This window comes from Saccharospirillum sp., assembly GCF_040881935.1.
In the GTDB taxonomy this organism is placed as follows: domain Bacteria; phylum Pseudomonadota; class Gammaproteobacteria; order Pseudomonadales; family Natronospirillaceae; genus Saccharospirillum.
In genome coordinates this window covers 1-15,413 of sequence record NZ_JBBECH010000073.1, presented here as the reverse complement: position 1 = coordinate 15,413, position 15,413 = coordinate 1, and the positions used below count along the sequence as shown (strand labels likewise).

The window sequence follows — 15,413 nt, the reverse complement described above, 5'->3', positions numbered from 1 at the left end:
CTCAGGACAGCAGCTGTATGCCAAACACTGCAAGCAGTGAGATTGGCAGACTGACTAAAATAACAGCGGCTATATCGTCTTTCGGGCCGTTGTAGTGGCTGGCGAGTAGGTAGCTGATCACCGCGACCGGCATGGTGGCTTGTAGCAGCAGGGTTTGTTGCACCAGTGGGGAGAGCGGCAGGGCCAGGCAGACCAGAATGGCAGCGGTGAGGCCAATGGCGACCCGGGCGAACGACAGGCCGATGATGCGACCAACCCGGTCGAGTTGGCGAATGTCGATACCCGCCAGCGATTTGCCCAGTAGCAACAGCATGATCGGTAACGTCATTCCGGACAGGAGCGACAGCGTCGACAGCACAGCCTCGGGCCGGGGCGCGTCGACCAGACGCCAGAGTACACCAGCGATCAGCGCCAGAATCGAACCGTTGCGCAAAATCGACTTCAGGCTGAAACTGCCTGACAGCAACCCCACTCCCAGGGTGAAATGGCTGATCTGTACCACGGTCGAAATAACAACGGCGTGAATCAGTGCCTCGGGGCCCAGCAGTGCAAACACCAGTGGAATACCGAGGTTGCCGGTGTTGGGATTAACCAACATGGGTAAGTACCCACGTATCGCCAGTCCGCTGAAGTGCAATAGAACGGCACCCAGCAGCGCACTGATCACCAAAACGCCAACAATAGCCCAGAGCGTACCGGAGAGGCTCAGCAACTCGGCATCCATGCTCAGCAAGGCGCTCAGAATCAGGGTTGGCAGGCCAATATGAGTCACCAGTGTGGCCAGCGTAGGCGAATTCAGTAGGCTGGTTTTCCGCGCCAGGCCATAACCAAGGACGGCACAGAACAACACAGGAATTAGGGCATTAACGTAAGCGAGTAGCACAGGCGCACCAGGTCAGGCTGAGTGGCGAGTATACCGGGGTCTGTAGTGGTGCGAACAGATTCGGACTTGGCATTTATTAATGATACGTTGTAACATCTCTAAATCAGTGCATATCTTCTAACCGGTTACTTGTTAAGGAAAATCACGACATGACACTCAAACCGACTCCAACTCTGTTTGCCCTGGGCCTGGTCGCTCTGGCTACCAGTGCCCAGGCCGAGACCGAACGCCAGCTGGGTGCCCATGAGCACGGTGCCGCGCTACTGACGCTGGCGGCCGAGAATCAAACCCTGGCCGTCAGTCTTGATACGCCAGCCTACAATCTGGTGGGTTTTGAACAGGCTCCTGCGAGTGATGCCCAGCGTGACCAGGTTGGGTCGGCTCTGGCAACACTGGCGCGGGCTGATGCGGTGCTCGATTTGCCCGCTGCGGCTCAATGTACCCTGGTAACTCATGCGGTAGAGGCGGCGACGTGGGAAGGCATCGACGCGCACGATGATCATGACGAAGAGCACCATGATGAACATGCCGACGAACATCACGATGACCACGACCACGAGCATGAAGACGAACATAGCGATGATCATGCACATGAAGATGAGCATCATGAAGACCACGAACGTGACCACGCCAAAAACGCTCACTCGGATGTGCTTGTCGAGTGGACTTATCGTTGCGAGAATCTCGACGCACTGCACACGGTAACTGTGTCGGCGTTCGAACACTTTCCCAATTTGACTGACTTGCAGGTACAGTACCTTGGTGATGACTGGCAGGGTGCCGCTCAACTGACACCCGGTAATACCCGTCTCGACCTGAACTGAACGTTGTGCGGTCTGTTCCCTGTATAACCAATAGAGGCCTCCATGTCGGACGCTCTGAATATTGAATCCCTGGCGTTTCGCTGGCCCGGCCAGCAACACGACACCCTGGCTATCGACCGGCTTCAACTACCCGCGGGCTCAAGCCTGTTCGTCCGTGGCCCGAGCGGCAGTGGCAAGAGTACCCTGCTGAATCTACTGGCTGGCGTGCTGGTACCGACGCAGGGGCTGATTCGGGTTCTGGACCAGCCGCTGTCGCAGCAGTCTGGCAAGATGAGAGATCGTTTCCGAGCGGATCACATTGGCTATATTTTCCAGCAATTCAATTTACTGCCCTATTTGTCGGTGATCGATAACGTGATGCTGCCCTGCAGGCTGTCGCGTCGCCGTCACGACAAAGCGTTGTCTGAAGCGAGCAGCCTGACCGGTGCAGCCGCCGATCGCCTGACCCGGCTGAACATCTCCGATGCTCTCTGGCACCAGCGCGTCTCGGCACTCAGCGTCGGCCAGCAGCAGCGTGTCGCCGCCGCCCGGGCGCTGATGGGGCTGCCCGAACTGGTGATTGCCGATGAACCCACCTCGGCCCTCGATCAGGACAATGTGGATAACTTTATGGACGTGCTGACTGGCCAGTGCCAGGCGCTGGGCAGTGCGCTGGTGTTTGTCAGCCACGACCGGCATCTGGCGCGCTGGTTTGATCAGGAACTGGAGCTGGCACCGGAAGCCAGCGCCCAGAACGAGGCTGCATTATGAACTGGATGCGCCTCGCCCTGGCCAGCCTCTGGAACCGCCGCACCACCGCCTTGCTGACACTGGCCATGGTCGCGCTCAGTTTGTGTTTGTTGCTCACCGTTGATCGGGTACGCGAAGACACCCGCGCCAGCTTCTCCAATACGCTCTCCGGCACGGACCTGATTGTCGGCGGACGCACCGGGGCGTTGAACCTGCTGCTCTATTCGGTGTTTCGCATCGGCAACGCCACCAACAACATCAGTTGGGAAAGCTACTCCGACCTGCGCCGTAACTCGGCCGTGGCCTGGACGGTACCGCTATCGCTCGGTGATTCCCATCGGGGTTATCGGGTCATTGGCACCACAACCGAGTATTTCGAGCATTACCAATATGGCCGCAATCAATTGCTGGCATTTCAAAGTGGCCAGCCATTCGACGATGTCTATGACGTTGTGCTCGGCGCTGAAGTGGCCGAGGAGCTGAACTACCAGGTCGGAGACGAACTGGTGGTTGCTCACGGCCTGGGCACCACCAGTTTCGAAAACCACGATGACAAACCCTTCACCGTGGTCGGCATTCTTGATACCACCGGCACGCCGGTAGACCGCAGCCTGCACGTGCCGCTGGAAGGCATTACCGCCATGCACGTCGACTGGCAGCAGGGCGTCAAACTACCGGGCTATGCCATCTCTGCCGCGGAAGCCCGCGAGATGGATCTGACACCCGACAGCGTTACAGCGGTGCTAGTGGGCATGAAATCCCGGGTGCAGACCTTCTCCTTTCAGCGGTTGATTAACCAGTACCGCGCCGAGCCGTTGTCGGCGATCATTCCTGGCGCGACCTTGCAGGAGCTGTGGCAACTGATCGGTATTGCCGAGAATGCGCTGATTGCGGTTTCCTTTATGGTGGTGGTGACCGGCTTGCTCGGCATGGTGACAGTGATTCTGGCGGGCCTCAATGAGCGCCGCCGGGAAATGGCCATCTTGCGGGCACTGGGCGCCCGGCCGGGCCATATTCTGGGTTTGCTGATGCTGGAATCCGGGCTCTATGGCGTTGCCGGTCTGCTGGCTGGCCTAGTATTGCACTGGGGCATCATAGCCCTCGCCAGTATTTGGGTTCAGGGCAGCTACGGCATACAATTAACGCTGGCGTTGCCTTCGCCGACCTTATTGGTCGTGCTGGCAGGCTTTGTTGGCCTGGCGTTTCTGGTCGGTCTGCTGCCGGGTTGGAAAGCCTACCGACAGTCCCTGTCCGATGGCCTGACCGCCACGACTTAAATAACGCAGCTGCGGATGTAACCATGAAAAGCACGGTTTTGAACATTAGGATTTGGGTGACCCTCAGCGCCTGTCTGCTGGTCAGTCTGGCCTTTAATGCTCAGGCACGGGAAGCCACTGAACTGCAGTGGGAAGATCTGATGCCGGCCGGTTTCACCTACAAAAGCCTGCGCGACCAAATCGACTACAGTCAGTACGATTTGAGCAGCCTCAGCGACGACGACCCGGAAGCCCAACGGCTATACAGCGATATGACTCAGCTACTGGCCAATGCACCGGTGGTCGACGCTCTGACTGGCGCTCATATCAAGCTGGCCGGTTTCGTGGTGCCCCTGGAAATGGACGGTGACGCCGTCTACAGCTTTTTGCTGGTGCCTTATTACGGTGCCTGTATTCATACGCCACCGCCGCCTTCTAACCAGATCGTTTTCGTACAAACCCAGGGCGGGTATGAGATGGGACCGGCGGATGAACCGGTCTACGTCAGCGGCACCCTGATGGTTGAAGCCCAGCAATCGGAGCTGGGCAGTTCTGGCTACACCCTTTATGCCGGGAACATCGAGCCTTACCTCTGATCTGGTGTTGGTCAATTCCAGTCTGCTGACAGGCATTGAGCTTGATGATGCTGCTGTTTTTTTAGTCGCGTTGACACAGCGCAACAGACAGGCGCATAACGCGTTTGCCGGCGATCAGAATAATGCAAAAGGCGATGGGCCAGGCAACCGCCATAGCCCTGGCCCATCGACCTGGAAAGCTGCCATCAATACCGGTATTTAAGGCGGTAATCACTGCGGTCATGATGGTAACCATGATGACCGACATCATTAAAGCCTGAACCACAGGCTGGTAACGCTTTGAGATCATGCTGTGCATTCCCAGTTATTAGAAAACACTAATATTATAATCTGAATGTTCACAAACATCAGCCAACATGAACCATCCGAACCCGAAACGACCGACCCTTGATTCGACCCCGGCCGAGTTTGTCCAGCGCGCGCTTTCTCGCACCCCGGGCCACTGCGACATAGGTGCTTTGGTCGTAAACGGAAATCTTGCCGACTTCTGATCCGTCGATACCCTGTTCGCCGGTCAGGGCGCCGAGCACATCACCAGGGCGCACTTTCTGCTTTTTACCACCATCAATCTGCAGTGTAATCATCGGTGCCGGTTGTGGCCGAAAATGCGCGTGCACGGCGGAGGGCAGCGTTTCCGGTTCAAGCGTTGTATTCAGATAGCCTTCCAGCGCGGCCAGCCGGTGACCTTCACGATCACTGAAAAGCGTGCAGGCGATACCCTGGCTACCGGCACGACCGGTGCGTCCAATGCGGTGCACATGCACTTCCGGGTCCAGCGCCATGCGGAAATTTATCACGGCATCCAGCGCATCGATGTCGAGCCCGCGAGCGGCGACATCGGTCGCCACTAATACCGAGACACTCTTGTTGGCAAAGGTCACCAGAGATTCATCGCGCTGGCGCTGATCCAGATCCCCGTTCAGGGCGATGGCGCTGTGGCCAGCGGCGCTTAAGGCATCGGCAACGTCCAGCGTTTCGGCGCGGGTATTACAGAACACCACGGCGCTGGTCGGCTTATGATGCGCCAGCAAGCGCAGCAAAGCGTCGATCCGGTCCTCATCATTGCCCACCCGGAACAGGCTTTGGGTAATGCTGGTGCTGTCGTGCCGGGCCTCGACTTTCACCATCACCGGTTGGACCATGATGTGGTCGGCCAGTTGTTTAATCTGATCGGGAAAGGTCGCGCTGAACAGCAGCGTTTGCCGCTGCGATGGAACCGATTCAAGAATCGACTCCAGCACCGGCTGAAAGCCCATATCGAGCATCCGGTCGGCTTCATCGAGTACCAGGGTATCAACGTTGTCGAGCAGCAGCGTGCCCTTGCGGACATGTTCTTCAACGCGCCCCGGTGTCCCAACAATGATATGAGCCCCGTGTTCGAGCGATCCAATCTGCGGGCCAAACGGCATACCACCGCATAACGTCAGAATTTTGATGTTGTGAATGCCCCGCGCCAGCTTGCGCAGTTCCTTCGCCACCTGGTCGGCCAGTTCCCGGGTCGGGCACAGCACCAGCGTCTGAATGCGAAAGCGTTTAACATCGAGCTTGTTCAACACCCCCAAACCAAACGCCGCCGTCTTGCCAGACCCGGTTTTGCCCTGCCCAATCACATCCCGCCCGGCCAGAATATCGGGCAGGCTGCTGGCTTGAATCGGCGTCATCTGATGGTATTCGAGCGATGCCAGGGTGCTCAGCAGATCGGGGTTTAATGGCAGGGAAGAGAAATCGGTTTGGCTCACAATGGGGTCTCGCGGTTGGCGGCACGCATAGTTTCATTACGAAGACAGGGCCGCCCGGGAAAATGGGCGCGCATTGTACGCTTTGTAACCAGTGATCCCAAGTGTTATTGGATAGCCTCGGGTTGTTTCAGTAGGGTTTACTGTTGTGCGAGGAGTTCGTGCCGACTACCGGGTAAGCCTATCCGGGGTCGGCGTAGACCCGTCCATGGGGCCTAGACCGCAGCATCCATGCTGCGGACTTCCCCGGATAGGCTTACCCGGCAGCCGCCACTTGAGTTAGTGCAAATATATAACTCAAGACTAACCATGTGCTGCAATCGTCTGAAAGCTCGAAGCTCCTAACTCCGGTCTTTAATTCGAATCGGCGTAATCGTCAAAGCATCGTCGTCTTTGGATAAATAGAGCACGCCCTCGGTGATGCTGCACTGGAAATTCATCGAACGTTCGAACCAGCCGGTCAGGGCTTCCAGATCCTCTTCTGAGAATTCCCAGATCTCCAGGTCGGGCAGACGGGCCAGGGCGGCTTTGTTTTGGGCGAGCCAGAGTGGCACCGTGCGTCCGCCGTAGGTGTAGAGTTTTACCGCTTTTGCCTGGGCGCTGGCTTTGCGCAACCATTTTTCATCTGGCTGACCGAAGGCCACCCAGAGGGTGATGTCGCCGGTTAAATCACGTTCCGACAGTTCCGGTTCGCCTTCATCGCTCAGGCCCTTGGAAAATGCCAGCGTTTCTGAGGCATTAAGCATAAACGCCAGTAACCGCACCATAATGCGGTTGGGGGTTTCGGAAGGGTGTTGCGCCAGGCTGAAGGCATGTTCCTGATAGTAGCCCCGGTCCATATCCGAAATATTCAGCCGCGCTTTCAGCACGGTGGCTTTGACTGCCATGGTCTTGGTGCTCGTATTGGGTGAGGCGTGGGAGTGTACTGCAGTGGCGAGGGTGAACAAAGTAGTGCATTTTGCGGGATGCAAAACCCGGCAACCGCGATGGCTGCCGGGGTACTGCCGGAGAGCGCTGTGTCAGGCCGCCTGCCTGACTTGATCAGCGCTCCCCACCTCAGGCGCTAGGGGGCCCGGCTTTCTGCTCCCCCGGACTTCGCGCCTGCTGCTCCGGACTTTGCTGTCGTTCTTCCTGGCGAAGGTCCTGACGAATCTCCTGTTTGGGTTCCCTCCAGGTCAGCGGAGCTTCGACCGACTGTTGGTGCAGGCCGATGTCTTTCTGCAAGTGGCTGTTCAGGTGGTCAGCAACATAGCGCTCAGCGCGTTTTTCCTGCAACCAGCGGTTCAGTTCACGGCGCTGGTTAATACGGTTCATCAGTTTGGTGATCATGGTCACTCTCCAGTTTTGCTTGATCGCATGGTTTAAATGCAAGCACTGGGAGCTGTGGCAGAAAGCGCGGGGTGTTGGTGTTAGGAGGGGTTTTGAAAAACACAATCCTTGTTGAACAACGAGCCGCGGGTTTCATCCACGGCTCGCAAGGCTTGTGTCCTCAGTCGAATCGCGGGTGCAACAGCACAGTACCGGTGACCGCTGGGGTCACAGTACGGGAGGTGCACAGTTGGCGCATGGTCAGAATGGCTTTCATGGCGTGCCTCCGTAGGTTGTTGCCGTTTGGGCAGATTCGAATTAAGGGTTTGCTAATGAAACGCTGTGTTTCATTAGCTGGAAGATTACTCGAACGGTGACTTCCGCTCAACCCTAAAGTTTCAAGGTCTAAAGAATTCACAGGTCTTGTGATTTAACGTCTGTTAATGAAGGCGCGTTTACCTGCAAGCCGACGCTTGTCATCGACGCCATTCATTAATCAGGCGCTGTCATCACCCAGGCCATCGGCCAGGTAGTCGTCTTTCAGTTTGGTGTAATTGGCGGCGCTGTATTTAAAGAAGCGTTGCTCTTTTTCAGTGAGTGGCCGTACCTGGCGCGCTGGCGATCCCATATAAACGTAGCCGGAGGCCAACCGCTTGCCCGGCGGCACTAGCGTACCGGCGCCAATCACCACCTGGTCTTCGACCACGGCGCCATCCAGCACCGTTGCCCCAATACCTATCAACACTTCATTACCAATGGTGCAGCCGTGCAGGCAGGCCTGGTGTCCGATGGTGACGTCGTTACCGATGGTCAGCGGCCAGCCATCCGGGTTGAACTCGCTGGCGTGGGTGATGTGCAGTACGGCGCCATCCTGAACCGAGGTACGGGCACCAATGCGGATCCGGTGCATATCGCCCCGCACCACGGCGCCAGGCCAGACCGAGACATCATCGCCCAGTTCCACATCGCCCAAAACCAGGGCGCGCGGGTCGATAAACACGCGCGAACCGAAGTGCGGGGTGTGCCCGCGAAAACTGTGAATGGCCATAGTGCTTGCTCCCAGAGGTTTCTTTAGTCAGCATTGTGGCAAGAATTCACTCAGGTTGCATCGCACATGCTCAAGCTCTCAGATTTCTGGCGGAACCGGGTGGAAGAGATGGCAGCAATCGATTTGGGCTCCAACTCCTTCCACATGATCGTTGCGCGCCTTGAAAAGGGCGAGCTGAAGGTGCTCGACCGCATCAAGGAGCCGGTGCGGCTGGGCTTTGGCTTAAGTGCCGATGGCAAACTGGATGACCTGTCCCAGCGCCGCGCGCTGGAATGCCTGGCCCGCTTCGGCCAGCGCATCAGCCATCTGCCCGCCCACGCGGTGCGTGCCGTGGGCACCCGCACACTGCGCAAGGCGGGTAACGCTGGGCCCTTTCTGGCCAAAGCCGAAACCGCGCTCGGGCACCATATCGATGTGGTATCCGGCGCGGAAGAAGCGCGGTTGATTTACCAGGGTGTCGCTCAGGGGTTGGACGACGAGTTGGACCGGCGCTTGGTAGTCGACATCGGCGGTGGCAGTACCGAAGTGATTGTCGGTGAGCAATTTCAGCCTTTGTTGCTCGACAGTCTTGGGATGGGCTGTGTGGCCATCATGCGTGACTTTTTTAAAGAAGGGCAGCTTAGCAAGAAATCCGTTAAAAAAGCGATTACCTTCTGCCTGCAGAAAATCGAACCGGTGCACGATGGGTTTCAAACCATTGGCTGGCAACGGGCGATAGGTTGTTCGGGCAGTATCAAATCCATCTCCAAAGTCGCCGAAGCCATGACCGGCAGTCCGGTGATCACCCGCAGCCTGCTCAACGATCTGTGTAATCAGGCCGGGCAAAGCAAAAACGTTGACGACTTCAACCCCAATGGCCTGACATCCGATCGCAAACCGGTATTTCTGGGCGGGTTGATCGTGCTGAGGGCCGTTTTCGAAGGCCTGGGGCTGGAAACCATGGAAGCCTCCCCCTGGGCATTGCGCGAAGGCCTGCTCTACGACCTGATCGGCCGTTACGACCATGAAGACGTGCGCAGCCGGGGCGTGCAACATCTGGCTCAGCGCTTTCACACCGATACCGAACAGGCCAAACGGGTGTCTGAAACCGCATTGCGTTTCTTCAATGATAACCTGGCCGCTTTGGGCCTGTCCCAGGCCGAGCCCTGGTCTAACTATTTGCGTTGGGCAGCACAGGTCGCGGAAGTTGGGCTCGATATCTCGCACAACCAATTCCATAAACACAGTGGCTACATCGTCGCCAACTGCGACCTGGCCGGCTTCAGCCACGAAGAACAACAACGGCTCACCTTTCTGGTGCGCCACCACCGCAAAAAACCCGACCTCAACAAACTGACTGAATTGGGTGAGGATGACCAGATCCTGATGCCCGTTTTGCTGGTCATTTTCCGGCTGGCAACGGTACTGCACCGCGCCCGGACCGGCAGCACTTCAGACGGAGTAACGCTGCGCATAGACGGTGAACAGATCATGCTAACCGCCCAGCGCGACTGGTGGGAAAACCATGGGTTAACCCAGGCCGATCTAGAGCAGGAAGCCCAGTATCTGCACAAGCTGGGGTTTGGGTTGTTGTTGCAGCAATCGCTGACGGAGTGAAAGATAGAGCTATGAGCTGTGCGTCCGACAGACCCCCCGGGTGGGTGTTCTGCCAAGGAGTCACCAGAACCACCCGCTAATGTGAACCCGATCACACACTAATCTAAAAATGGAACGTTCCGTTGCACTGGCGGGACGGCTGGCATAGGGTGGCGTATACGAACGAACCGGCTGCTCGCCAAAGGAAATGTCAGGGATAGCAATATGATGGGATGGTTTCGGTGGGTGGTGGTACTGCCTGGCAAGGACGTAATTCTGAAGGCGGGTCAGTTGTTGCTGATCCTGAGCGTAACAACGCTCGTCGCCTGCATGCCTTCGGGGTCTGAATCAGAAGGCCTCGAAGACACCCTTAAGCGCTTTGATCAACATGCCGTCCGAGTCCAGGGTTTTTCCCGGTCTGGGGAAACAGCGCTGGTCATAGCGTCAACCGTAGACTGGGTGGCACTGGGTCAACTGCTTGAAGAACAGGGATATGAATGGTCGTTGGGCGATGGCCGGATACAAACGCATATTTCGCTGATAGATGCCTACCTTGACGCGTTCGCGTCACCCGGTTCCGATGCTGCCTATGCAGCCGAGTTAGGTGAGTATTTGGCATCAGAGTCAGGCAGACTGGTCGATCCATCGGGTTCAGGTAATGGTCGCATTAGCCTGCAGGCTGAAGTAGCACCTGATGAAGATGGTGTCGCTGGCTATGTGCCACCGCCAGAATATTCAGCCATGGGGGTAGATTGCGGGCCTTACGACCACGGATGTAATGACGATGAAAACAATGACCCTGATTGCGCAGAAAGTGACTGCCATAATGACGACAGTGACTCATGCGACGCCACTTGCCAGGGACAGAAACTAGCGGCTCAACTTGAACAGGAATTTCAAGAGCTATCCCCGGAAGCCATAGCATCCATTCAAAACGCCATTGCCGAAGCCACCGCCAACGGTGAAGACCTGACTGAATCTGAAATTAATCAGATTAAAGACAAAGCCAGAAACATCGAACGAGGCAAAGCCTGTGGTGCCTGCAGTGATGCCCCCGTAGAGCTACCAACAGGCGCCAAAGTGACCCACGCGGTTGACGGCTCGGTGCCACTACTGGCCCTGACACGCACCCACCGCATTAGCCAGCAAAGCGCCTGGTCGCTGGGTGCTGGCTGGCACCTCAGTCTCGACAGCCGCATCATACTCGGGGTCGAGTCTCCTGCCTTGGCTGATGATATCGCTCTGCACACCGTCAGTGTGACCGGGCTGGAAGAGGCGCGGGTCCAAATCGATGCCCTTATCGCCAGGTTTGAGGGCTACAAGGGCCGCCCCGGCTACACCCATTCGATGGTAGTCGCTAAACTGAACGCTATTCTCTCCGATCTTGCTACCCAGCGTGAACAGCTGATCAGTGACCCGGAGCAGGCGTCCGACATTCTGATCGCTGCCCGTAAAAAGTTTGAAGAACTGGAAGCCCTGAAAATACGCTCGGACATTCGAGCAGAAGCCAACCAGTTAGCGGTAGACCCAGCCAATCCGGCTGAAGCCATTCTCGGCGCGGATGTCATCAAATGGGTTGCCCCCAGTGGCAGCCGCCTCTCCTTTAACGACCCTGAATCCGGTGACATCACCCCCATTGGTGGCCATCTGAATCGGTTGCACCGCACCGAGTTGGGTTATCGGGTTGAGACACCCGACAACCTGCGTTATATGTACAGCGCCGATGGTTTGCTGGCACGTGTAGAAGACCCTCAGGGTAACCACCTCACCATTGAGCGCACCAACAATCAGGCCCGTGCCCTGGTCGACCAATACGGTCGTCGCTGGTCGTTGCAGTACCGCAGCGATGGCCGCCTGCAAACCATCACCGACCCGGCCAACCGCACTCTGACGTATGGGTATGATGCACAACGCCGCCTCACCCGAGTGACGGGGTTTGATGGCTCGGTCGAGCGGTACGAATACGACTATGCCGCCAACCCATTGGTGATTACCGCCAAGTTCGACGGTGAAGCGAACGAAGCCCACTATGACTTCGCGCAACAAAACCAGAAGACCGTCATCACGCGTCAGTATGACGAAGCCGACTACCACTGGTCCTACCAATACGACAGCAACAACCAGCAAACCGTGCTGACCAACCGCAACGGCATGGCGGTTACCAACCGCTACAACGACGATTACAAATTCACTGAAAAAGTCTATGGCGGCTCGGGCCAGTTAGGCTCGCAGCAATTTGACTACGACGCTGAAGGCAACCTGCGCGTCCAGTACAACGAGCTCAATGAACTCTCCAGTTACACCTACAATGCGCGCGGTCAGGTTGAATCGATGACCGATGGCGAAGGCCGCACCACCCACTACACAAGAGACACGGCCGGTCGCATTCTTACCGAAACCGACCCCGCCGGTAACACCACGGTGTACCGTCGCGATGTCAGCGGGCAAATCGATACAATCGAATTTCCAGACGGCACCCGCATTGATGAAACCTGGCAAAATGGCCTGCTGAAGGAGCGCATCGACCAGGACGACAACATCACCCGCTGGGCCTACGACAGCAACGGCTTTCCCGAACGCATCGATTATTTCGGCCCCGTGATCGGCGATGACGACGACGCTTTCCGACTGATGACACACGACGCCATCGGCCGCGTGCAAACCCTCACCGAAGGCAGCAACACCACTCCCGAATCCGACTGGCGCGTCACCCAGTATTTTTACTACGACGCCGCCACCGGTCGCGACCTCGACCAGCCGGTGCGCATCATCGACCCGGACGGCCGCGAAGCGCTTTACCGATACGATGGCAACAACCAGATCATCTACCAGCGTGATTTCTCCGGCGTTGAAACGCACTTCCAATACACGCCCCGGCGCCAGGTGGACGTCAAAGCCATCGTCATGCCGGACCCGCTCGACGACACTCGCAATGTCGAGTACGAGTACCGTTACGAATACGACGCCGAAGGCAACCTGGAGCGCGCCGAACACCCCGGCAACGTGGTGTGGTTTTATGAATACGACGACCGCAATCGCCTGGAGCGCTCTGGCATTGAAGGCACCAATGTCCTGCGTACCGTCACTTACGACCTCGCAGGCCGGGTAAAAACCGAAGACGACAACGCCGAAGGCCGGGTGGAATACCAGTACTATGCCGATGGCCAGGTGATGAGCCAAACCAACCCACTGGGCAACGTCGAGACCTTCTACTACGACGCCCGCGGCGACCTCGACCAGGTACAGGATGCCACCCGCAACGCCATTACCCGGGATTACCAGCGCGATGCCCTGGGCCGGGTCACCGCCGTGACCGATGGTAACGGCCATACCCGAAGCGTCCAGCTCAATGGCCGGGGTTTGACCGAGCGCACCTTCGTGCCCAACAACCCGAGCCAGACCCGCCTGTCTCAGCAGTACGACTGGCGCGGCAACGTTGTGCAGGAACAGGACATCACCGGTGGCGAGCGCCATTACCGCTTCAACGCTTTCGGTGAACGCATTCAAGCCACCGATGCCGAAGGCGGCGTCGTCGACCACGAATACGATGCCTTGGGCCGTAAAACCAAAACAGTGAATGCCGCCGGTAAAGTTACCCTTTGGGTGTACGACCAGCAAGACAACCGCCTGGTCGTCACCCAGACCGAGACCGACCCCAGCTTCACCCAGGTACGCAGCGCACGGGTGCGCACCAGCGAGAAAGTGTACGACCTGATGGGCCGCCTGGTTGCCTTCATCGATGCCGAACAGCAACAATGGCAGTTCGAATACAACCAGCAAGGCCTACTCACCGTCACCCATAACCCGGATGGCAGCCAGTTGGTGAACGCCTACAACGCCGCCGGCCAACTGATGAGTGAGACCGCCACCGCCGCGCCGGGTGACAACGAGCCCGACCGGGTCACCCACTACACCCGCGACGCCCAGGGCCGGGTGCTCACCCGCCAGGCACCGCACTACCCGAGCGGCGTGTTTGACCATTACGACTACAATGGCCTGGGCCAGCCACTGACCATCACACTGGCCGACCTGACCACCGTCACCCACCAGTACGACCAGGCCGGCCGCAAAACCGACACCTACTATCCGGCTAACCTGACCGAACACTGGGACTACGACGCCAACGACAACCCGCAAGCCTATACCGACCGCGATGGCCACCGCTGGGAATACCTATACAACGCCGACAACAACCGCACCTGGTCGTTCGACCCCATCGCCGTCGCCAATGGCCTCGCCTATCCGGGCGGCCAGGGCACCGAGACGCATTACGACGGCCTTGGCCGTGCTGTCGGCACCACCGACCCGCTGGGCAACCAGCAATCGGTCCTGCTCGACACCGAAGGGCGCGTTGCCCACCAACACGATGCCTACGGCGTCGCCATCGTCACCGAGCGCGACAGCGCCGGCCGCCCGATCGCCATCACCGATCGCAACGGTGCCACCACCGAATACCAGTACAACGCCTTCGGCGACCTCGAAGTCGTGCGCGATGCGCTGGGCAACGCCACCTTCACCACCTACGACCGGCTGGGCCGCGCCACCGAGACCACCGATGCCCTCGGCAACCGGGTAGCTCAGGCCTACAACCACCGCGCCCAGGTAACCGCCAGCACCGACCCGCTGGGGCACACCACCGAACAGCGCTACAACGGCTTTGGCAACCTCACCGCCGTCGCCCGGCCGGGCCCGCAAGGCCCGATCACCAGCCAGTACGACTGGCGCGCCGACAACCGCCTCACCCGCGTTACCCCCAGTGCCGAACAAGCCCCGGGCCAGAGCAGCCACTACCAGTACGACGCCCTCGGTCGCCTGACCGGCCAGACCAACGCACTCAACCAGCACTGGTCGTACCAGTACAACGCCCTGGGCCAGGTAGACGCCGTCAGCCAGCCCGAAGCCGGCACCGACCTTGAGTACCGCTACAACGGCCGTGGTCAGCTCACCGAACGGCACTACCGCGACGGTGCAGACAACCGCATTGGCCGCTTCGAGTACGACCCGGCCGGCCGCCTGCGCCACATCGACAACGCCGCCCTGAGCGAGACCTACCACTACGACCCGGCCGGTCGCCTGGACGCCATCGACAACCACAGCCTGAACCAGCGCTTCGACCTCGACCACGACGCCAACGGTCGGCGCACCGACACTCAGGCCACCGCCGAAGCCAACCTTCACTACCAGCGCGACGCCCAGGGCCGCATCGACCGCATCATGCGCAGCGATGCCCAGGGTGACGACCAGAGCTTCGACATCCACCGCGACGCCCTCGGCCGGGTCACCCAAATCGATTACCCGAACCAGAGCCGGCGCAGCCTTGAGTACGACGCCCTCGGCCGCATCAGCGCCCTGCACATCGAACACCTCGCCCGTACCGGCCGCTACCGGGGCCAGTGGGAGACCCTGGAGTCTTACCAATACCAGTACGACGCCAACGGCAACCTGATCCAGTCCGAGC

At 58.5% G+C, this 15,413-nt stretch carries 12 protein-coding genes; 6 read left to right on the top strand and 6 right to left on the bottom strand.

The annotated features are described in order from the left end of the window. Position 1: 1 nt before the first annotated feature. Positions 2 to 883, bottom strand: coding sequence for an AEC family transporter (locus WEB54_RS13695; protein WP_368053904.1), 882 nt, complete (start codon positions 881 to 883; stop codon positions 2 to 4). A 149-nt stretch (positions 884 to 1,032) separates the two neighbouring features. On the opposite strand from WEB54_RS13695, the gene WEB54_RS13690 reads away from it, so the two are divergent. Genes WEB54_RS13690 through WEB54_RS13675 form a run of 4 tightly spaced genes read left to right on the top strand, consistent with a single transcriptional unit; the run spans position 1,033 to position 4,288 of the window. Further along, the gene (locus WEB54_RS13690; protein WP_368053906.1) at positions 1,033 to 1,707 is read left to right on the top strand and encodes a DUF2796 domain-containing protein; all 675 of its coding nucleotides are present in this window, start codon (positions 1,033 to 1,035) and stop codon (positions 1,705 to 1,707) included. 42 nt (positions 1,708 to 1,749) lie between these two features. Next, positions 1,750 to 2,457 (top strand): ABC transporter ATP-binding protein, encoded by a 708-nt coding sequence (locus WEB54_RS13685; RefSeq protein ID WP_368056278.1) that lies wholly within the window; start codon positions 1,750 to 1,752, stop codon positions 2,455 to 2,457. Then, positions 2,454 to 3,713, top strand: a complete 1,260-nt coding sequence (locus tag WEB54_RS13680; RefSeq protein WP_368053910.1) for an ABC transporter permease — start codon at positions 2,454 to 2,456, stop codon at positions 3,711 to 3,713. The genes WEB54_RS13685 and WEB54_RS13680 overlap by 4 nt, the downstream gene beginning before the upstream one ends. Positions 3,714 to 3,736: 23 nt before the next feature. After that, positions 3,737 to 4,288 carry a DUF3299 domain-containing protein gene (locus WEB54_RS13675; protein WP_368056276.1) on the top strand — a complete coding sequence of 184 codons (552 nt, stop codon included), beginning with the start codon at positions 3,737 to 3,739 and terminating at the stop codon, positions 4,286 to 4,288. 61 nt (positions 4,289 to 4,349) lie between these two features. Here WEB54_RS13675 and WEB54_RS13670 read toward each other — a convergent pair whose 3' ends face one another. The 5 genes from WEB54_RS13670 to WEB54_RS13650 form a co-directional block, all read right to left on the bottom strand. After that, the gene (locus WEB54_RS13670) at positions 4,350 to 4,577 is read right to left on the bottom strand and encodes a DUF2798 domain-containing protein (protein WP_368053913.1); all 228 of its coding nucleotides are present in this window, start codon (positions 4,575 to 4,577) and stop codon (positions 4,350 to 4,352) included. Between the two features lie 58 nt (positions 4,578 to 4,635). Next, positions 4,636 to 6,027 (bottom strand): ATP-dependent RNA helicase DbpA, encoded by a 1,392-nt coding sequence (dbpA, locus tag WEB54_RS13665; RefSeq protein ID WP_368056274.1) that lies wholly within the window; start codon positions 6,025 to 6,027, stop codon positions 4,636 to 4,638. Between the two features lie 338 nt (positions 6,028 to 6,365). Beyond that, the gene (locus WEB54_RS13660) at positions 6,366 to 6,911 is read right to left on the bottom strand and encodes a YaeQ family protein (protein ID WP_368056272.1); all 546 of its coding nucleotides are present in this window, start codon (positions 6,909 to 6,911) and stop codon (positions 6,366 to 6,368) included. 169 nt (positions 6,912 to 7,080) lie between these two features. After that, positions 7,081 to 7,353 (bottom strand): hypothetical protein, encoded by a 273-nt coding sequence (locus WEB54_RS13655; RefSeq protein ID WP_368056270.1) that lies wholly within the window; start codon positions 7,351 to 7,353, stop codon positions 7,081 to 7,083. Between the two features lie 475 nt (positions 7,354 to 7,828). Next, the gene (locus tag WEB54_RS13650; protein WP_368055407.1) at positions 7,829 to 8,380 is read right to left on the bottom strand and encodes a gamma carbonic anhydrase family protein; all 552 of its coding nucleotides are present in this window, start codon (positions 8,378 to 8,380) and stop codon (positions 7,829 to 7,831) included. Between the two features lie 66 nt (positions 8,381 to 8,446). Here WEB54_RS13650 and WEB54_RS13645 point away from each other — a divergent pair, with 66 nt between their 5' ends. After that, the gene (locus WEB54_RS13645) at positions 8,447 to 9,976 is read left to right on the top strand and encodes an exopolyphosphatase (RefSeq protein WP_368056268.1); all 1,530 of its coding nucleotides are present in this window, start codon (positions 8,447 to 8,449) and stop codon (positions 9,974 to 9,976) included. Between the two features lie 204 nt (positions 9,977 to 10,180). Beyond that, positions 10,181 to 15,413 (top strand): hypothetical protein (locus WEB54_RS13640; RefSeq protein WP_368056266.1); only part of this gene is annotated, 5,233 nt, incomplete at its 3' end.

Coding starts and splice junctions, on each gene's coding strand:
- WEB54_RS13680 (WP_368053910.1), top strand. CDS start 2,454: ATGAACTGGATGCGCCTCGCCCTGGCCAGCCTCTGGAACCGCCGCACC.
- WEB54_RS13655 (WP_368056270.1), bottom strand. CDS start 7,353: ATGATCACCAAACTGATGAACCGTATTAACCAGCGCCGTGAACTGAAC.
- WEB54_RS13660 (WP_368056272.1), bottom strand. CDS start 6,911: ATGGCAGTCAAAGCCACCGTGCTGAAAGCGCGGCTGAATATTTCGGAT.
- WEB54_RS13690 (WP_368053906.1), top strand. CDS start 1,033: ATGACACTCAAACCGACTCCAACTCTGTTTGCCCTGGGCCTGGTCGCT.
- WEB54_RS13685 (WP_368056278.1), top strand. CDS start 1,750: ATGTCGGACGCTCTGAATATTGAATCCCTGGCGTTTCGCTGGCCCGGC.
- WEB54_RS13675 (WP_368056276.1), top strand. CDS start 3,737: ATGAAAAGCACGGTTTTGAACATTAGGATTTGGGTGACCCTCAGCGCC.
- WEB54_RS13650 (WP_368055407.1), bottom strand. CDS start 8,380: ATGGCCATTCACAGTTTTCGCGGGCACACCCCGCACTTCGGTTCGCGC.
- WEB54_RS13670 (WP_368053913.1), bottom strand. CDS start 4,577: ATGATCTCAAAGCGTTACCAGCCTGTGGTTCAGGCTTTAATGATGTCG.
- WEB54_RS13645 (WP_368056268.1), top strand. CDS start 8,447: ATGCTCAAGCTCTCAGATTTCTGGCGGAACCGGGTGGAAGAGATGGCA.